Raw genomic sequence first — 17,541 nt, 5'->3', positions numbered from 1 at the left:
TTGACATGAACAGCGTCACGGCGCCGGTCGGCGTCGTCCTGAGCCATGGCTTCACGGGGAGTCTCGCGAGCGTCGAACCGTGGGCCGATTCTCTGCGCCGCGACGGATTCCGGGTCGCAACTCCGCTCCTGCCCGGTCACGGCACCACGTGGATGGATCTCGCCACCCGGCGGTGGCACGAGTGGTACGACGTGTGCGAGGCGGCCTACGCGGACCTGGCCCGGGAGTGCTCGAGCATCGTCGTCGCGGGGCTCTCGATGGGTGGCGCGCTCGCGCTGCGGCTCGCGGCCCTGCACCCCGTCGCGGGCGTCACGGTGGTCAACCCCGGCCTCGTCGTCGATGATCCCCGCTCGCATTTCTCCGCCGTCATCCGCTACGCCGTGCGCTCCGTCCCTGCGATCGGCAATGACATCAAGAAGCCGGGGCAGGACGAAAAGTCCTATGCTCGGGTGCCCGTCGCCGCCGCCCACGAGCTCAAGCTCCTCTTCCGCGACACGGTCCGCCTGCTCCCCCAGGCCACGGCGCCGCTCCAGGTCTTCCGCTCGACGGTGGACCACACCGTCACGAGCGAGCGCAGCGTCGCCGCCATCGCGCGGCGCTACGGCGGCACGGAAATCGAGCTCATCAGGCTCCCGAACAGCTATCACGTCGCGACGCTCGACAACGACGCCGAGACGATCTTCGCGCGCTCCTCGGAATTCATCCGCAACGTCACGTCGGTGCGGTCCGAGGGCCCGCAGCCGCAGACCCAGGAGCAGGCATGAACGGCCAGCCGGACCCGGATCGCGCGGACCACGAGGCCGACGACGACATCTGGCGCGACCTCGTCGCGAGGCTGCGCTCCGGCGACCCGCGGGTGAGCACCGGCTGGGACGACGAGCAGTTCGGCCCAGCGCCGCTCGAGCCGTCCGCGGCCGAGCGTGCCGCGGCGGCCCACCCGTCAGAGCCCGGGCCGGGCCCCGAACACGGCAAGCGCCCCGGCTTCACGGAATTCGACCCGCTCGGCCTCAGCGGCGCTCAGGGCGAGGGCCCTCGGGACTACGAGGCGGCCGGCGGCGACGGAGAGTTCGTTCCCGAGGAACCCGAGCCCGTGCTCGCCGGGGCCGATCCGGCGTCGGTCCTCTCCTGGATCGGTGCGCTCGGCGCACCCGTGGCGCTTCTGCTCTCGGCGCTGTTCTGGCGCGGGATCCCGAGCTACGCGATCGCGGGGCTCGTCGCGATCTTCATCGCGTCCGTGGGCTTCCTCATCATGCGGCTCCCGCGCGACAAGCCCGAGGGCGACGACGGCGCCCGGCTCTGAGACTTAACTCACGTGAGTCTTAACCCACGTGAGCCTCAAGACACCGCCCTGTTACCCCCAGCCACCCGCCCGGGCGTTGACCCGTGAAAGGTCCGCCGCGCCGATGAGTCCGGCTTGCGGGCCGAGCTCGGCCCGGTGGATGCTCGCGGCCGGCCGGAAGCCGCGGCCCGTGAGGTTGCGGGCGAATGCCCTTCGCGCGGGGTCGAGCAGGAGGTCCCCGGCGTCGCACAGGCCGCCGCCCACCACAAACGTGCCCGGGTCGAGCGCGGCGGCGAGGTTGGCGAGGCCGAGGCCGAGCCATTCGCCCACGTCCTCGAGCAGCTCGCGTGAAGCCGGGTCGCCGAGCCGCGCGAGTTCTGTGACGACCGCGCCCGTGATCGAGTCGACGTCTCCCCCGACGGCCTTGATGATCTCCTGCGCGACAGGCGAATTCGCCCGCGCGAGCTCGCGCGCCTCGCGGCCCAGCGCGTTCCCGGATGCGTACTGCTCCCAGCAGCCTCGGTTCCCGCACTCGCAGCGGTGGCCGCCCGGCATGATGATCTGGTGGCCGAACTCCCCTGCAACCCCGTAGCGGCCGCGCTCGACGCGACCGCCCATGACCATCGCTCCCCCGATGCCCGTGCCGAGCGTGATGCACACGAGCCGCGGCTCACCCCGGCCCGCGCCGAAGCGCCATTCGGCCCACGCGGCGGCATCGGCGTCGTTCGTGAGGAGGACTCGGCGCCGCAGGAGCCGCTCGAGGTTGTCGCGCAGGGGCTCGTTGCGCCACGCGAGGTGCGGGCTGAACAGCACGGTGCCGCCGTCGAGGTCCATCCAACCGGCCGCGCCGATGCCCACCGAGGCAATGCGATGGTCGCCGCTCAGCTCGTCGACGAGCTCGACGATGACCCGCTCGACCTCACGGGGTTGCGAGCCGGGCGTCGCGCGGCGGGCCTCCCGCAGGATCGTTCCGTCGGCGTCGACCACTCCAGCCGCGACCTTCGTGCCGCCGATGTCGATACCGATCGCGAGCCCGCGGCGTCGGAGTCGGGGGCCGGCCGGGCGGCGCGGCGGGAAAGGGCGTCGTTGAATGGGCACCGGCCCAGTCTATGGCTGCGGACAGTGGCGGACTCGCGGCCTCCCGGGTAATGTTACTGGCCAGTAGCTTTCGCAAAGTGGCGGAGGCCACACCGCCGCCGCCTTGGCTATGGTTGAGGTAAGCACCCCCTGTGGGGTCAGGACCCCCTGTGGGCACAGCAAAGGAGTCACCGTGCGCGAGAAGATCGTCCCGCCCCTTGTTCCCCATGCAGTTGCGCGGAACACGACGGACTTCGTCGTCGAGCAGGCAGAGAAGCCGGCCAATCCCGCGATCTTCGCCCGCCGCGACGCCTCGGGCGCCTGGCAGGACATCCGCGCCAAGGAGTTCCGGGCCGACGTCGAGAAACTCGCCAAGGGACTCATGGCGAGCGGGATCGGCCCCGGCGACCGCATCGGGATTATGGCACGCACATGCTACGAATGGGCGCTCGTCGACTTCGCGATCTGGTTCGCGGGCGCCGTGTCCGTGCCCATCTACGAGACCTCCTCACCGTCCCAGGTGGCATGGAACCTCGGCAATTCGGGCGCGATCGCGGCCTTCGGCGAGACGGCGGGCCACGAGGACATCATCCGGATTGCCGCTGACTCCGAGGGCCTGCCCGTCAAGAACGTGTGGCAGATGACCCCGGCGGGGCTCGATCAGCTCCGCGCGGCCGGCACCCGCGTCACCGACGAGGAGCTCGAGGCCCGCCGCTCCGCCGCGACGCTCGACTCGCTCGCGACCATCATCTACACCTCGGGCACGCTCGGGCGGCCCAAGGGCTGCGAGCTCACGCACGGCAACTTCGTGGGGCTCTCCGAAAACGCGGTCGCGGCCGTGAGCGAGGTCTTCACGCCCGGGGCGAAAACCATCATGTTCCTCCCCCTCGCCCACGTGTTCGCGCGCTTCATCTCGGTGCTCGCGGTCGCGGCAGGCGTCCAAGTGGGCCACACGCCGGACATCAAGAACCTGCTCCCGGACCTCCAGAGCTTCCAGCCGACGTTCATCCTGGCCGTCCCGCGCGTGTTCGAGAAGGTCTACAACTCGGCGTGCACGAGGGCGGAGAACGAGGGCCGCGGCAAGATCTTCGCCGCGGCCGCGGAGACCGCGATCTCGTGGTCAGCCGCGCACGACGACGGCGGGAAGCCCGGCGTGGGCCTCCGGCTTCGGCACGCGCTCTTCGACGCTCTCGTGTACCGCAAGCTGCGGGCCGCGATGGGCGGGCACATCCGCTACGCGGTCTCGGGCGGCGGGCCGCTCGGCAAGCGCCTGGGCCACTTCTTCCACGGCATCGGCCTCCTCGTGCTCGAAGGGTATGGCCTCACCGAGACGACTGCCCCGATCAGCGTCAACACGCCGTCGCTCATCAAGATCGGCACCGTGGGCGCGCCGCTGCCCGGCAACGCCGTGCGCATCGCGGACGACGGCGAGATCCTCGCCAAGGGCGTGTGCGTCATGCGCGGCTACTACAAGCTGCCTGAGCTTCAGGCCGAGACGTTCACCGACGGTTGGTTCCACACGGGCGATATCGGCGAACTCGACCCCGACGGCTACCTCACGATCACGGGACGCAAGAAGGAGATCATTGTCACGGCGGGCGGCAAGAACGTGGCCCCCGCGCAGCTCGAGGACCAGATCCGCGCGGACGCGCTCGTCTCCCAGGTCGTGGTGGTCGGCGAGGGGCGGCCGTTCATCGCGGCGCTCGTGACGCTTGACGAGGAGGCCCTCCCGGGCTGGCTCGAACGCCACGGCCAGCCCGCGCTGACCGTCGCGGAGGCCACGGACAACATCGTGGTCCGCGAGCACGTGCAGACCGTGATCGACCGAGCGAACGGCTCGGTGTCCAAGGCCGAGGCGATCAAGGCGTTCCGGGTTGTTCCAACCGACTTCACGGAGGAGTCGGGGCACCTCACGCCCTCGCTCAAAGTCAAGCGCGCCAAGGTCATGGCCGACTTCGGGGACGTCGTCGACCAGATCTACTCGACGCCGAAGCCGACGGCCGTCTGAAGACCGCCGGCTCGGGATTTCCCCGGTCGCGAGGGCGTCAGTCGATGAGCTCGTCCACCACGAGGGCGGCGAGCTCGTTGGCCGCGCGCCGCGTCTCGGAGCGGAGCTTCTCGAACTCGATCTGCGAGCCCTCGGCGAGGTGGCGATCGTGCGGGATGCGGATCACGTGGGCCACGCGCGTGCGGAAGTGATCCTCGATCTCGTCGATGTCCACGCGGGTCCCGTCGCCGGCAGCCATGTTGACCACGACGATGGCCTTCTTCACGAGGTCGTGCCGGCCGTGCGCCTCGAGCCACGAGAGGGTCTCGGAGGCGAGGCGGGCTTCGTCGACGCTGCCGCCCGAGACGAGAACCACGGCGTCAGCCTTGTCGAGCGTGCCTTTCATGACCGAGTGGACCATGCCCGTTCCCGAGTCGGTCAGGACGATCGAGTAGTACCGGCCCAAGATGTCCGTCACGGCGCGGTAGTCGCCGTCGTCGAACGCGTCGGCGACCATGGGGTCCGCATCGGACGCGAGGACGTCGAGCCGCGAGCCCTCGCGGGCCGTGTAGGCGGAAAGCTGCGCGAACGAGTCGACGCCGAAGCGGTCCTTGACGAGGCTCCGCGCGGTGAAGTTGGCGCGCCCGGGGTTGCGATCGGAGAGCGTCCCGCGATCGGGGTTCGCGTCGAGGGCGATCACCCGATCCTCGCGGAGCCCCGCGAGGGCCATGCCGAGCAGGGTCGTGACGGTCGTCTTGCCCACGCCGCCCTTGCGCGACAGGATCGGCACGTAGCGCGTGCGGTCCCCGAGGCGGATCGAGATGCGATGCTCGAGGGCACGCTGCATCCGCACGGCGTCTGAGTCGCCGAGGTTCACGTATCCGAACGTGAGCTTGTAGAGCCACAGGCGCCAGCTGCCCACGGGCGGCGATGCGACCTTCTCGATGAGTCGATCGGACGTGAGGGACGAGGCCGGCTCGGGTCCGGTGGGACGCGCGCGCCGCTCACTGACGGCGGCCTCGGGCGCGGCCTCCGCGTGCTCGACAACAGGCTCCGCGGCGACGTGAGGCTGCGGGTCGCCGACGGTCATCCGGGTCGGCTCGGTCTCCTCCGCAGGCTGAAGCCGCGACTGGGGCAGGTACCCCGCGGGCGGCCGCCCGGGCTCCGGTGGCACGAGCGAGCCGAGGACCGGCTCAGGCATCGTGAGGGCCGCGAGCGAGCCCGCGGACGAGCGGTCCTGCGCATCGGCAACGGTGACCACTTCGATCGGCGCGCCGGCCTCGGCAGGCTCCTCGCCGCCGTCGTGCGTCTCCCCCTCGTGCTCCGCAGCCTGGCTGGTCTCGGCGCCCTCGTCGACGGCCTTCGCCGCCTCCGTTGGCTGGTTCGCGGCGTCCTCGGCCTCCGGAGTGGGCTCGGCGACGCCCTCAGGCTCGGCGTCGTGCTGGTGCGTGTTCTCCTCGGTCATTGCTCCCGCTCAGGCTCGTCGGTCAGTCACTGGGTGACGTTTGAGGAGGCTGGGGCGGCGGCGCTCACGCTCCGCCGCCCCAGCCTCTGATCGCTGTCAGTGTAGCCGCTTGCCCGCCCCGGAGCCCCGAATTTGGCGGTCAGGCAGGCGACACGACGAGCAGCAAATCGCCGCCCTGGACCTGCTGGACCCCGTTCATGACGACCCTCGAGACCGTTCCCGTGGCTGGCGTTGTGATGGACGCCTCCATTTTCATGGCCTCGATGGTCGCGATCGTGTCGCCAGCCTTGACGGCATCGCCCTCGTTCGCCGTCACGGTGACGGCGCCAGCGAACGGCGCCGCGACGTGGTTCGGGTTCGCCGGGTCCGCCTTCTCGGCCTGCTTGACGTTGCTCTCAACGGACCGGTCGCGCACCGAGACGGGGCGAGACTGGCCATTGAGCAGGGCCAGGACGGTGCGCATGCCCTTCTCGTCCGGCTCCGACACCGCCTCGAGCTGAGCGATGAGCCGCACGCCGCGCTCGAGCTCGATCACGTGCTCCTTGCCGCGCTGGAACCCGTAGAGGTAATCGCGCGTGTCGAGCACCGCGAGGTTCCCGTACGCCTCGCGGCTCGCGAGGTAGTCCTTCGTCGGGCCGGGGAACAGAAGCCGGTTGAGCGTGGCCCGCCGGGTCGCGGAGTCGCCGCGAAGCGCGTCCGAGTCCTCCGGGCTCAGCTGCTCCTCGCGGACCTTGACCGTGCGGCCCTGGAGCGCCTTCGAGCGGAACGGCTCGGGCCAGCCGCCGGGCGGGTCGCCGAGCTCGCCGCCGAGGAAGCCGATGACCGAGTCCGGGATGTCGTACTTCTGGGGGTTCTCCTCGAAGTCCGCGGGATCGGCGTTCAGGCCGACCAGGTGGAGCGCGAGGTCGCCCACGACCTTGGACGACGGCGTGACCTTGACGAGGTGGCCGAGGATCCGGTCCGCGGCGGTGTACATGTCCTCGATGGCCTCGAACCGCTCACCGAGGCCGAGCGCGATGGCCTGCTGGCGGAGGTTGGAGAGCTGGCCGCCCGGGATCTCGTGGCGGTAGACGCGGCCCGTGGGGCCGGGCAGGCCCGACTCGAACGGCGCATACACGCGGCGCACGGCCTCCCAGTACGGCTCGAGCGCGCTCACGGCCTCGAGCGAGATGCCCGTGTCGCGCGGGGTGTGCGCGAGGGCCGCGACGAGGGCGGACGCGGGCGGCTGGCTCGTGGTTCCCGCGAGGGAGGCCGAGGCGACGTCCACCGCGTCGACGCCCGCGTCGACCGCCGCGAGCAGCGTCGCGAGCTGGCCGCCTGCGGTGTCATGCGTGTGCAGGTGGATGGGGAGGTCGAAGCGTTCGCGCAGCGCGCTGACGAGCTTCGCTGCCGCGGCGGGCCGCAGGAGCCCGGCCATGTCCTTGATCGCGAGGATGTGTGCGCCGGCGGCGACGATCTTCTGCGCGAGCCCGAGGTAGTAGTCCAGCGTGTAGAGCGACTCGTTCGGGTCGAGGAGATCGCCCGTGTAGCACAGCGCGACCTCGGCCACCGCGGTGCCCGTCTCGCGGACGGCGCGGATGGCCGGGGCCATCTGGTTGACGTCGTTGAGCGCGTCGAAGATGCGGAAGATGTCGATGCCGGTCGCTGCCGCTTCCTTGACGAACGCGTCCGTGACCTCCTCGGGGTACGGCGTGTAGCCGACCGTGTTGCGCCCCCGCAGGAGCATCTGGAGGCAGACGTTCGGGATCGCCGCGCGGAGCGCCGCGAGCCGCTGCCACGGGTCTTCGCCGAGGAAGCGGAGCGCGACGTCGTAGGTCGCACCGCCCCACGCCTCGACGGAGAGGAGCTGCGGGGTGAGCGCCGAGACGGCCGGTCCGGCGGCGACGAGGTCACGCGTCCGGACGCGCGTCGCGAGCAGCGACTGGTGCGCGTCGCGGAACGTGGTATCCGTCACCGCGACGGCGGACTGCTCGCGCAGGGCCTTCGCGAAGCCCTCGGGGCCGAGCTCGAGCAGGCGTTGGCGCGATCCGGCGGGCGCCGACGAAGCGTTCGCGGCGGGGAGCTTGGCGCGCGGATCGGCGTGGACGGTGAGCTCGCCGTTCGGCTTGTTGACCGTCACGTCCGCGAGCCACGTCAGGAGCTTCGTGCCGCGGTCGGCGGAACTCCGAGCGCTCAGGAGCTCCGGACGCTCGTCGATGAACGAGGTGGCGACGTTGCCCGCGACGAAGTCCTTGTCATCGAGGACGGCCTGCAGGAACGGGATGTTGGTGGACACACCGCGGATGCGGAACTCGGCGAGAGCGCGGCGCGCGCGCTTGACGGCCGTCGCGTAGTCGCGGCCGCGGCACGTGAGCTTGACGAGCATCGAGTCGAAGTGCGGGCTGATCTCGGCGCCCTGGTAGACGGTGCCGCCGTCGAGGCGCACCCCCGCGCCGCCGGCCGAGCGGTAGCCCGTGATCTTGCCGACGTCGGGGCGGAAGCCGTTCGCGGGATCCTCGGTGGTGATACGGCACTGGAGGGCGGCACCCTTGAGCTGGATCGAATCCTGGGTGAGCCCGAGATCGGCGAGCGTCTCCCCCGATGCGATGCGCAGCTGGGCCTGCACGAGGTCCACGTCCGTGACCTCTTCGGTGACCGTGTGCTCGACCTGGATGCGGGGGTTCATCTCGATGAACACGTGCTGACCGGCGCGGTCCCCGACCGTGTCGACGAGGAACTCCACGGTCCCAGCGTTCACGTAGCCAAGCGCCTTCGCGAACTTGACGGCGTCGGCGTAGAGCGCCTGGCGGATCGACTCGTCGAGCTGCGGCGCCGGCGCGATTTCGATGACCTTCTGGTGGCGCCGCTGGAGGGAACAGTCGCGCTCGAAGAGGTGGACCACGTTGCCCTCGGCATCGGCGAGGACCTGAACCTCGATGTGACGCGGCCGCAGCACGGCCTGCTCGAGGAACACGGTCGGGTCGCCGAAGGCCGCGTCCGCCTCGCGCATCGCGGCGTTGAGGGCTTCCGGGAGGGCCTCGGGGGTGTCGACGCGGCGCATGCCTCGCCCGCCGCCGCCCGCGACGGCCTTGACGAAGATCGGGAAGCCGATCGAGCTCGCCGCGGCCAGGAGCGTCTCGGCGTCCGAGCTGGGCGCGCTCGACCTGAGCACGGGGATGCCGGCCTTGCGGGCAGCCTCGAGCGCGTGCACCTTGTGGCCCGCGAGCTCGAGCACCTCCGCTGGTGGGCCCACGAAGGTAATGCCGGCCTCGGCGGCTGCTTTGGCCAGGCCTTGGTTCTCCGAGAGGAACCCGTAACCCGGGTAGATCGCGTCAGCGCCGGACTCCTTGGCGACCCGCACGATCTCCTCGATGTCCAGGTAGGCCCGGACGGGGTGCCCTTCCTCGCCAATGAGGTAGGCCTCGTCCGCCTTCTGGCGGTGGATCGAATTGCGGTCTTCGTAAGGGAAGACGGCGACGGTCTTGGCACCTAGTTCGTAGCCTGCGCGGAAAGCTCGGATGGCGATCTCTCCGCGGTTGGCCACCAAAATTTTCGAGAACACGTCGACTCCTCGTTCGGGGCACGGATGGGTTCAGCTAGGTGGTGCCTAGTCTCTATCCCTGAAAACTACCAACTCAATGGCGTGTGCCCGGAATCACGATGACAGACCGTGTAATGTGCACGAGCAGCCGGCGGGGACGTGGCTCTCAGCGCTCTTCGTCGGCCACTAAGATGGTGGGGAGTCGGCCAGCGGATAGGTGTGGATTCTCCAGTGCAAGTAGTCAGCATCAGCAGCCTCAAAGGTGGGGTTGGGAAGACTTCCGTGACCACAGGCCTGGCGTCGGCGGCCCTCGCGGCCGGCATTCCGACGCTTGTCGTGGACCTCGACCCCCACGCCGACGCCTCCACCGCCCTCGGCGTGGCCGCGGACGGAAAGGCCGAGGTCGCCCGGATGCTCAAGACGCCGCGCCGCGTGCGGATCGCCGAGAACGTTGTCAACAGCAGCTGGGTTACCCGCGCCGGAAATCTCGACGGGCGCAAGAGTCGCGTGCTCGACGTCGCGTTCGGCGGCTCGCTCAGCAGCGTCTACGACCGGCCCGACCTCGGGCGGCGCGACCTCAGGCGTCTCGCGTCGGTGCTCGAAGGAATCGACAACTACGAGCTCGTCCTGGTCGACTGCCCGCCGTCGCTCAACGGGCTCACCCGCATGGCGTGGACCGCGAGCGACCGCGTGCTGCTCGTCGCGGAGCCGGGGCTCTTCTCCGTGGCCGGCACGGAACGCACCATGCGGGCCATCCAGCTGTTCCGCGAGGAGTTCGCGCCGAAGCTGGCCCCCGCCGGCATCATCGCGAACCGGGTTCGCCCGTCGTCGACCGAGCACGCCTACCGCCTCGAAGAGATGAAGCAGATGTTCGGCCCGCTCCTGCTCGCCCCGACCATCCCAGAACTCGCGAACTGGCAGCAGATCCAGGGCGCCGCGCACGCCGTGCACCACTGGCCGGGCGACGCCGCCCGCAGCACCGCGGCGCTCTATGACCAGCTGCTCGTCTCCGTGGTCAAGCAGAGCCGCGAGTTCCGCCCGCGGTCCACCCGCTAGACCGGGGCAGCGCTCGCCAGAACACAGGCTCGCCCAGAACACCGAAAAAGGGCACCCCGCACGGGGTGCCCTTTGCCGCACGGCCGAAAGGCCGCCGTCGTGAAGTTGTCAGCCGATCTTCCGCGCGGCCCGGCGCCGGCTCAGCTCGTCGCCCGGGAAGGCCTGATCCTCTGCGTGTTCGCTCGGGAGCTCGGCGAGGCTGCCCTCGACCTCGCGCCACACGCGGCCCACGGCGATGCCGAAGACGCCCTGCCCGCCCTGGACGAGATCGATGACCTCGTCGGCGGACGTGCACTCGTACACCGACGCGCCGTCGCTCATGAGCGTGATCTGGGCGAGGTCCTCGACGCCACGCTCGCGGAGGTGACCCACCGCGATGCGGATCTGCTGGAGCGACACGCCCGTGTCGAGCAGCCGCTTGACGACCTTGAGGACCAGAATGTCGCGGAATCCGTAGAGCCGCTGGGAGCCGCTGCCAGCCGCGCCGCGCACGGTTGGCTCGACGAGACCCGTACGAGCCCAGTAGTCGAGCTGCCGATACGTGATGCCGGCGGCCTTGCATGCGGTGGGGCCACGGTAGCCGGCCTCTTCGTCAAGCACGGGCAGGTCTTCGCTGAACAGCAGGCCCTGCTCGCCGATGGGAACATCGGTGCCGGGACCGCTGGCGCGGTTCAACTTTCCCGAATCGCCTTGAGGACTCACGTCACCCTCCTTCTCTCGCTCCCGCTGGGGATGTTGCACCGCCCAGGAGAGGGAGGCGACCGAAGACCAGCACTGTAATTACAAACGCCAGTGCAACTTCCAGTGTCGCCCGAGCCTGCCGGGGATGCAATGGGAGCTTCCATCAACGACGTTAGAACCGAGGGGAAGCGAAATCAAAGACCTCGGCCTTGAGCGTCACCGTGTCGGATCTACTCGTCGAAGTCCTCAGGCTCAACGTCGGCCAAGAACTCGCGGAAGCGACGCATCTCACGTTCTTCCTCGTCAGTGCTGGGTGCCGCCTCCTCCGTGCCTTCCTCGCTGCCCTCGGCGAGCTGGACGCCGGCCTCCTCGAGCACCGAGTCCGCGCACCAGATGTGGCAATTGACCCGCAGCGCCACGGCGAGGGCGTCCGACGCGCGGGACTCGATGACCGTCCCGTCGTCGAAGCCGAGCTGGGCGTAGAAGACGCTGTCCTGCACCGCCACGATCGTCGCGCTCACCACCTGGCGGCCCAGCCCGTGGACCACGTTGACGAGCAGATCGTGCGTGAGCGGGCGCGGCGGGACGACGTGCTGTTGGGCGAGGGCGATCGCGCTGGCCTCGGCCGTGCCGATCCAGATCGGAAGGTGCCGCTCCCCGTGCTTCTCCCGGAGGAGCACGAGCGGCTGGTTGGACGGCAGCTCGATGCGCACGCCTACGACCTCAACTTCGATCATCACCCCTCCATTCTCGAAATCCGACCGTGCACCAAGGCCCGGTGCAAGGTCAGGCACAAATCGCTGATCTCCCGCGCCGTCTCCGCCGTTCGGGCGCGCGAGGCGTCGTCCCGCCGCGACGCGATGGGGGCGACGGCTCGCTCCACAAGCCCGAACTCACGCTCCGCCGCGGCGCGGAACGGCCCAAGGTGGCGCGGCTCGATGCCGTGCGACTCAAGCTGGACGCACGCGCGGGCCACCTGGAGCGCGTGCTCGTCGTAGCGCCCGTCCTCGGTCGAGATGAGCCCGTAGCTCCGCAGGGTCTCGACGAGGGTCGCGCTCGCGCCGGACTCCGCGCGCAGCTGCTCCTCGGAGAGCGAGCGCGAACGTGTTGTCCGCAGCTCGGCCGCCACGTCCTCGCTCACGGCCCGCGGCGAGAGCGTCAGGCCGCCGGGAAGGTTCTCGGGGCGTTCGCCGCGATCGATCGCGTCGAGATAGTCCTTGATGACCTTGAGCGGAAGGTACTGGTCACGCTGCAGGGCGAGGATGAAGCGCAGCCGCTCCACGTCGCCCTCGCCGTACTGGCGGTAGCCCGCCGGGGTCCGCTGGGGCGAGATGAGCCCCTTCTCCTCGAGGAAGCGGATCTTGGACGCGGTCATGCTGGGAAAGTCCTCGGCCAGCGCGGCCAGGACCTCCCCGATGTTGAGGGTTGTGGACCCCCGGCGCTCCGGATGAGAGAGTGCCATGCGCGCCCCCTAGGCGGTGTGCCTCACCGCGTGGCCCGCGCGGGGCTCATGTAGAACGTGAGCCGGAACTTGCCGATCTGCACCTCGGAACCGTTGCGGAGCGTCACGCTGTCCACGCGGTCGTGGTTGACGTAGGTGCCGTTGAGGCTCCCCGCGTCGACGACCTCGAAGGCACCGCTCGGGGTGCGGCGGAACTCGGCGTGACGGCGCGAGACGGTCACGTCGTCGAGGAAGATGTCCGCGTTGGGGTGACGTCCCGCCGTCGTCGCCTCCGAGTCGAGCAGGAAGCGCGCGCCCGCGTTCGGGCCTGTGTGGGCGATGAGGAGGGCCGAGCCGTGCGGGAGCGCCGCGATGGCGGCGGCCTCCTCAGCCGTCAGCTGCCGGTCCCGGGGAGGCTCCGGAACCACGGGTGGCAGATGGATCGATGTGGTCTCCGACGCTGAGATGTCGCGTTGCGTGGCCTCACCTGCGTCGAGCCCGCGACGCTCCTCGGTCCCCATCATTCCTCCTCTAAAGACGTACTACCCAGATGTCTACCCTACCTGCTGTTCGTACTGCGACGCACTGAGCAGATCCTCGACCTCTGCCGGGTCGTTCAGCTTGACATCGATGAGCCAGCCGTCGCCGTACGGATCCGAGTTCACGAGGGCCGGATCGCCGTCGAGCGCCTCGTTCCGGGCCACGACCGTGCCGGAGACAGGAGCGTAGATGTCGCTCACGCTCTTGGTCGACTCGACCTCGCCCACGACGGCGTTCGCGCTCACCTCGGTGCCGACCTCCGGCATCTGGACGTAGACGACGTCGCCGAGGGCGTCCTGAGCGAAGTCGGTGATGCCGACGCGGACGATCCCGTCGCCGTCGGCGACCGTGACCCACTCGTGCTCGGCGGTGTAGGAAAGATCGGCGGGGACGTTGCTCATGGGGGCTCGCCTTTCGTCGGGTTGGGAGCGCTCTGGCGCTTCCGTCAGGGCCGTGTCGCTGAAAGTATAGGCATAAGAAAACCACCGCTCAGGGCGCCTTTTTCTGCCACGATGGAGGGTGATGCGGCCTGCCTGCCCCGCATGGCGGCCGGGCTGCGGAGCCGACCGGACGAAAGGCAGCCATGCCCGAACTTCCAGAGGTCACGGCGCTTGCGGCGTTCCTCGACGCCCGGCTCGCTGGCGCGACCGTGGACCGCGTGTTCGTCGTGTCGCCCTCCGCCCTCAAAACGGCCAGTCCGCCCTACACCGATCTCGTGGGGCGCTCGATCGAATCCGTGGGCAGGCGGGGCAAATACCTCGTGTTCCGCGTCGCGCCAGACGGGTCTTCCGGGGAAGGCGCGGACGACGGCGGGGGCCGGCTTCTCGTCGTCGTCCATCTGGCCCTGGGCGGCTGGGTGAAGGTCCACGACGAGCTGCCCGAGGCCACCCTGGGCCGCGGCAAGGGATATTCCGCGGCGCGTTTCGGGTTCGTGCGCGGGGAGGAGACCACGGGCATCGACCTCACCGAGGCCGGAACCTGGAAACGCCTCGCCGTGTGGATCGTCCGGAGGCTCGAGGACGTGCCCGCGATCGCTGAGCTCGGCCCCGAGCCGCTCGAGGACAGCTTCACGCTCGAGCGATTCCGCTCGCTCCTGAACAAGCGCCAGCAGATCAAGGGGCTCCTGCGGAACCAGAAGATCATCGCGGGGATCGGAAACGCGTACAGCGACGAGATCCTCCACCTCGCGAAGCTCTCGCCGTTCGCGGTCGCGTCAACGCTCGACGACGGCGAGACGGAGCGGCTCTATGCGGCCCTCCGCAGCACGCTCGAGGGCGCGACCACCGAGGCGATCGGAAGGCCGCCAGAGGACCTCAAGGACGAGAAGCGGGCCAGCATGCGCGTGCACCGCCGCACCGGAGAGGCCTGCCCCGTGTGCGGCGATACGATCCGCGAGGTCACGTTCTCGGACAGCGCGCTGCAGTACTGCCCCACGTGCCAGACCGGCGGCAAACTGCTCGCCGACCGCACGACGTCCAAGTTCCTCAAGTAGCGAAATCCCTGCAGCCCTTCACTCGTGAGGACCCCCATGGCTCCCAGAGTCGCCCTTGCTTCCTCCCCGGCCTACGGCCACCTCTACCCGCTCATGCCGCTCGCCTTCGCCCTCCAGCGCGCGGGCGCGGACGTCCACGTGGCCGTCGGCACTCCGTTCCACGGTCGCCTCGACATCCCGACGCGGCCCGGCTTTCCCGACGGAGCGACGATCGGTGCGGTGACTGCCGAGGTCATGTCGACCTTCCCTGAGGTCAGGGACAACTTCCGCGAGCGCTGGGTGCCTTCCTTCTTTGGGAACGTGATTTCGCGCCACGCAGCGCCCATGCTTCGCGAGCAGTGGGCCGCGGAGACCCCGGATCTCGTGATCTACGAGACGATGTTCCCCGCGGCGAAGGTCGTCGCGGACGAGGTCGGCGCCCGCGCCCTCACGTTCGGCATCACGCAATGGTCCCCGTTCCTCGGGAGCCTCCCTGCGGTTGCCAGAGCCGCCGACGGGGATGATCCGAGGAAGCCGTGGGAGGTCGCGGGCGCGTCGATGGGCTTCGACGCGGCCGGATACATCGACCCGTTTCCCGTAGGCCTCCAGACGCTCTCGGAGTCGAGGCCCGAGACCCGGATCCCCGTGCGGACGACGGCGTGGAGCGAGCCGGCGCCCGAGACGGACCCGTCGCTGTTCGCGCCTCCGGCCGGTGGGCGGCCGCGCGTGTTCGTGACGCTCGGGACCGTCTCCTTCGGCGCCGTGGAGGCCCTTCGCACGGCCGTGCTCGGTGCGGCGCGCACCGACGCGGAGGTCGTCGTGGCGTGCGGGCCCGAGGGCGATCCGGCGGCCCTCGGCGACATGCCGGACAATGTGCGCCTGCACCGCTTCGTCCCACAGGCCGCCATCCTGCCGACGCTTGACGCGATCGTCCATCATGGCGGCTCAGGCACGATGCTCGCCGCCGTCGAGCACGGGGTTCCCCAGCTCGTCGTTCCGCAGGGCGCCGACCAGTTCTTCAATGCGGAGGCGATCGACCGGGCCGGCGTGGGTCTCTCCGGCGCGTCCGGGCTCGACGTCGACGGCATCGCCGAAGCCGTGGGCCGGCTGCTCGGGGACGGCGAGCATCGCGCGGCAGCGCGGCGGCTCTCCGCGGAGGTCGCCGGGACGCCGTCGCCTGACGACGTCGCCCGGGAACTGCTCGCGGGCCTCTGACGCTGCGGCGGGCTTAGGGGCGGGCTCAGGCGGCGGCCGAGCACGAGCGACGGACCTGGGAGGCTCAGGATCTCCCGGAGCGCCCGTGACGGACCTACCGTAGACGCATGGACGCCGCTGCAGCCCCCACTTTCGCCGGCCCGCCCGCGGCCGTGCGCCGGCCCACGAACACGGCCGAGGACGTTCTCACGCTCGTCGCCGGGGTGTGGCTCCTCACCGGCACGTACGTCGACGGCTGGGCCCACAACAACCTCCCCGATCTGGAGACGTTCTTCACCCCGTGGCACGCAATCCTGTATTCGGGATTCGCGGCGTGCGCGGTATGGATCGCCGCCCTGACGTGGCGGCGCCACGCGCGCGGCACGCCGTGGATCTCCGCAATCCCGGCTGGCTACGGCGCCGCCGCCGCCGGAGTCCTCCTGTTCCTCGCCTCGGGCGTCGCGGATTTCGCTCGGCACTCGGTGTTCGGAATCGAGCAGAGCATCAAGGCGCTGTTCAGCCCGTCCCATTTGGGGCTCGCGACCGGCGGCCTCCTGATCCTCGGGGCGCCGTTCGCGGCCGCCCGGCGGTCGTCTGCGCGGTCGTGGCCGGGGCTCATCCCCGCGGTGGTGAGCGCGATGCTGTGCGGCATGGTCGCTGCTTTCATCCTCCAGGAGTTCGCCGTCTACGCGCGGCACGGGCTCATCCAGACGTTCGTGCCGACGGCGGGCGGGGCGCGCATCGTGGGCGAGCCGACGTCGTCGTCGATCATCGTGTCGCTCGGTTCGTTCTTCGTCTCCACCGCAGCACTGTTCGTCCCGGTGCTGCTGCTGTCGCTCCGCTGGCGGCTCGCCGCCGTCGTGCCCGCGGCGATGGTGTTCGTGCCCTCCGCCGCGCTCCAGATGATGGTCGCGCTGCGGGACCTATGGCTCCTGGGCGCCGCCGCGGTGGGCGGCGCGGTTGTGGGGCTTGTGTGGCTCGCGCTGCGGCCCGCGCCGGACCGTCCCGCTCGGCTCGTGACAGCCCTCGCGCTCGCGCCCGTGGTGTTCTGGGCGCCATACTTCGCGGCGGTTGCACTGCACGATGGCGCGCTGAGCTTCTCCCCGGAGGTGTCGGGAGGAACGCTCGTGTGGACAGGGATCGAGATGCTCGCCCTGACCGTACTGGCCCTGCGTTCCGGGGCCCGCCGCGCCGACGTGGCCGCGGGCCGCTAGAGCTCGGCGAGGAACGCCAGCGTGCGGCGCACGAGGAGCTCGGCGGCCGCCTGATCGTAGTCATGGTGCGTGGGGTCGGCGAAGTAGTGGCCGCTGCCCGGATACAGGAAGAGCTCGGCGTGATCGGCCGAGTCCACGAGTTCGCGCGCGGCGTCGAGGTCGCCCTCGTTCACGAAGGAGGGGTCCGCGTCCATCCCATGGATCTGGACCGGGACGCCGGAGGGCCACGCACCGCCGAATTCAGCGAGCGGAACGCACGAGTAGTACAGGAGCGCGCCCGCCGCCCCGGATCGGGTCTGGGCGAGCTTCTGCGCGGACAGGACGCCGAGGGAGAACCCCGCGTACACGACGCGGTGCGGGAGACGTTCGACGGCGGCCGTCCCCCGCGCGATCACCTCGCCGAAGCCGATCTCCTGGGCGTGGGCCACGCCGTCGTCGATGGTCGGGAACGTGCGCCCCTCGAAGAGGTCCGGGGTGTGCACCGTATGGCCGGAACGGCGGAGGCCGTCCGCGAAGTCCACGACGCCGGGCGTGAGCCCGAGCGCGTGGTGAAACAGGACGACCTCCGCCATGGTGATTCCCTCTAGTGGCCGGCGCCGGTTGCGCTCGGGACGGT

16 protein-coding genes are annotated in these 17,541 nt (G+C 70.2%); 7 read left to right on the top strand and 9 right to left on the bottom strand.

The annotated features are described in order from the left end of the window. Positions 1–5 precede the first annotated feature (5 nt). The gene (locus ACLN58_RS03910) at positions 6–764 is read left to right on the top strand and encodes an alpha/beta hydrolase (RefSeq protein WP_415853969.1); all 759 of its coding nucleotides are present in this window, start codon (positions 6–8) and stop codon (positions 762–764) included. Next, on the top strand, positions 761–1,300 hold the full coding sequence (locus tag ACLN58_RS03905) for a hypothetical protein (RefSeq protein ID WP_415853968.1): 540 nt from the start codon (positions 761–763) through the stop codon (positions 1,298–1,300). The genes ACLN58_RS03910 and ACLN58_RS03905 overlap by 4 nt, the downstream gene beginning before the upstream one ends. Before the next feature lie 51 nt (positions 1,301–1,351). Here ACLN58_RS03905 and ACLN58_RS03900 read toward each other — a convergent pair whose 3' ends face one another. Then, entirely contained in the window at positions 1,352–2,371 is a 1,020-nt protein-coding gene (locus ACLN58_RS03900) for an ROK family glucokinase (RefSeq protein WP_415853983.1), read from the bottom strand. A gap of 178 nt (positions 2,372–2,549) precedes the next feature. Between ACLN58_RS03900 and ACLN58_RS03895 the strand changes: the two genes are divergently transcribed. After that, positions 2,550–4,364: an AMP-dependent synthetase/ligase gene (locus ACLN58_RS03895; RefSeq protein ID WP_415853967.1), complete on the top strand. Its 1,815-nt coding sequence runs from the start codon at positions 2,550–2,552 to the stop codon at positions 4,362–4,364. A 37-nt stretch (positions 4,365–4,401) separates the two neighbouring features. Here ACLN58_RS03895 and ACLN58_RS03890 read toward each other — a convergent pair whose 3' ends face one another. Together ACLN58_RS03890 and ACLN58_RS03885 are read right to left on the bottom strand one after the other, a co-directional pair. Further along, a complete protein-coding gene (locus ACLN58_RS03890) occupies positions 4,402–5,808 on the bottom strand; it encodes a hypothetical protein (protein ID WP_415853966.1) in 1,407 nt (468 codons plus the stop codon). Positions 5,809–5,947: 139 nt separating this feature from the next. Next, positions 5,948–9,349 carry a pyruvate carboxylase gene (locus tag ACLN58_RS03885; RefSeq protein ID WP_415853965.1) on the bottom strand — a complete coding sequence of 1,134 codons (3,402 nt, stop codon included), beginning with the start codon at positions 9,347–9,349 and terminating at the stop codon, positions 5,948–5,950. A 210-nt stretch (positions 9,350–9,559) separates the two neighbouring features. On the opposite strand from ACLN58_RS03885, the gene ACLN58_RS03880 reads away from it, so the two are divergent. Further along, complete coding sequence (locus tag ACLN58_RS03880; protein ID WP_415853964.1) at positions 9,560–10,384, top strand: ParA family protein; 825 nt, start codon at positions 9,560–9,562, stop codon at positions 10,382–10,384. A gap of 108 nt (positions 10,385–10,492) precedes the next feature. On the opposite strand, the gene ACLN58_RS03875 is transcribed toward ACLN58_RS03880, so the two are convergent. The 5 genes from ACLN58_RS03875 to gcvH all read right to left on the bottom strand — a co-directional run bounded on the left by ACLN58_RS03875 (position 10,493) and on the right by gcvH (position 13,447). Continuing rightward, entirely contained in the window at positions 10,493–11,086 is a 594-nt protein-coding gene (locus ACLN58_RS03875) for a MerR family transcriptional regulator (protein ID WP_415853963.1), read from the bottom strand. Positions 11,087–11,295: 209 nt separating this feature from the next. Beyond that, on the bottom strand, positions 11,296–11,802 hold the full coding sequence (locus ACLN58_RS03870) for a bifunctional nuclease family protein (RefSeq protein ID WP_415853962.1): 507 nt from the start codon (positions 11,800–11,802) through the stop codon (positions 11,296–11,298). Further along, the gene (locus ACLN58_RS03865) at positions 11,802–12,527 is read right to left on the bottom strand and encodes a MerR family transcriptional regulator (protein WP_415853961.1); all 726 of its coding nucleotides are present in this window, start codon (positions 12,525–12,527) and stop codon (positions 11,802–11,804) included. The genes ACLN58_RS03870 and ACLN58_RS03865 overlap by 1 nt, the downstream gene beginning before the upstream one ends. Positions 12,528–12,550: 23 nt before the next feature. Beyond that, positions 12,551–13,027: an FHA domain-containing protein gene (locus ACLN58_RS03860; protein WP_415853982.1), complete on the bottom strand. Its 477-nt coding sequence runs from the start codon at positions 13,025–13,027 to the stop codon at positions 12,551–12,553. A gap of 33 nt (positions 13,028–13,060) precedes the next feature. After that, positions 13,061–13,447: a glycine cleavage system protein GcvH gene (gcvH, locus tag ACLN58_RS03855; protein ID WP_415853960.1), complete on the bottom strand. Its 387-nt coding sequence runs from the start codon at positions 13,445–13,447 to the stop codon at positions 13,061–13,063. A 182-nt stretch (positions 13,448–13,629) separates the two neighbouring features. On the opposite strand from gcvH, the gene ACLN58_RS03850 reads away from it, so the two are divergent. The 3 genes from ACLN58_RS03850 (at position 13,630) to ACLN58_RS03840 (ending at position 16,925) form a co-directional block, all read left to right on the top strand. Further along, positions 13,630–14,538 carry an Fpg/Nei family DNA glycosylase gene (locus tag ACLN58_RS03850; RefSeq protein ID WP_415853959.1) on the top strand — a complete coding sequence of 303 codons (909 nt, stop codon included), beginning with the start codon at positions 13,630–13,632 and terminating at the stop codon, positions 14,536–14,538. A 36-nt stretch (positions 14,539–14,574) separates the two neighbouring features. Continuing rightward, positions 14,575–15,732 (top strand): glycosyltransferase, encoded by a 1,158-nt coding sequence (locus ACLN58_RS03845; RefSeq protein ID WP_415853958.1) that lies wholly within the window; start codon positions 14,575–14,577, stop codon positions 15,730–15,732. Positions 15,733–15,839: 107 nt separating this feature from the next. Beyond that, positions 15,840–16,925: a hypothetical protein gene (locus ACLN58_RS03840; protein WP_415853957.1), complete on the top strand. Its 1,086-nt coding sequence runs from the start codon at positions 15,840–15,842 to the stop codon at positions 16,923–16,925. Here ACLN58_RS03840 and ACLN58_RS03835 read toward each other — a convergent pair. Then, the coding region (locus ACLN58_RS03835) for a dienelactone hydrolase family protein (protein WP_415853956.1) at positions 16,922–17,541 on the bottom strand (620 nt) is incomplete at its 5' end. The two genes, ACLN58_RS03840 and ACLN58_RS03835, sit on opposite strands and share 4 nt — an antisense overlap.

The sequence above is a fragment of the Sinomonas sp. G460-2 genome (assembly GCF_047759905.1).
Classification (GTDB): Bacteria; Actinomycetota; Actinomycetes; order Actinomycetales; family Micrococcaceae; genus Sinomonas.
Note: the sequence above shows the minus strand (reverse complement) of the source record. Positions and strands in the feature narration are given on the sequence as shown.

Bases quoted from the DNA above. Each gene is read 5' to 3' on its own strand.
- ACLN58_RS03845 (WP_415853958.1), top strand. From the start codon at position 14,575: ATGGCTCCCAGAGTCGCCCTTGCTTCCTCCCCGGCCTACGGCCACCTC.
- ACLN58_RS03870 (WP_415853962.1), bottom strand. From the start codon at position 11,802: ATGATCGAAGTTGAGGTCGTAGGCGTGCGCATCGAGCTGCCGTCCAAC.
- ACLN58_RS03840 (WP_415853957.1), top strand. From the start codon at position 15,840: ATGGACGCCGCTGCAGCCCCCACTTTCGCCGGCCCGCCCGCGGCCGTG.
- ACLN58_RS03860 (WP_415853982.1), bottom strand. From the start codon at position 13,027: ATGGGGACCGAGGAGCGTCGCGGGCTCGACGCAGGTGAGGCCACGCAA.
- ACLN58_RS03890 (WP_415853966.1), bottom strand. From the start codon at position 5,808: ATGACCGAGGAGAACACGCACCAGCACGACGCCGAGCCTGAGGGCGTC.
- ACLN58_RS03905 (WP_415853968.1), top strand. From the start codon at position 761: ATGAACGGCCAGCCGGACCCGGATCGCGCGGACCACGAGGCCGACGAC.
- ACLN58_RS03910 (WP_415853969.1), top strand. From the start codon at position 6: ATGAACAGCGTCACGGCGCCGGTCGGCGTCGTCCTGAGCCATGGCTTC.
- ACLN58_RS03865 (WP_415853961.1), bottom strand. From the start codon at position 12,527: ATGGCACTCTCTCATCCGGAGCGCCGGGGGTCCACAACCCTCAACATC.
- gcvH (WP_415853960.1), bottom strand. From the start codon at position 13,447: ATGAGCAACGTCCCCGCCGATCTTTCCTACACCGCCGAGCACGAGTGG.
- ACLN58_RS03850 (WP_415853959.1), top strand. From the start codon at position 13,630: ATGCCCGAACTTCCAGAGGTCACGGCGCTTGCGGCGTTCCTCGACGCC.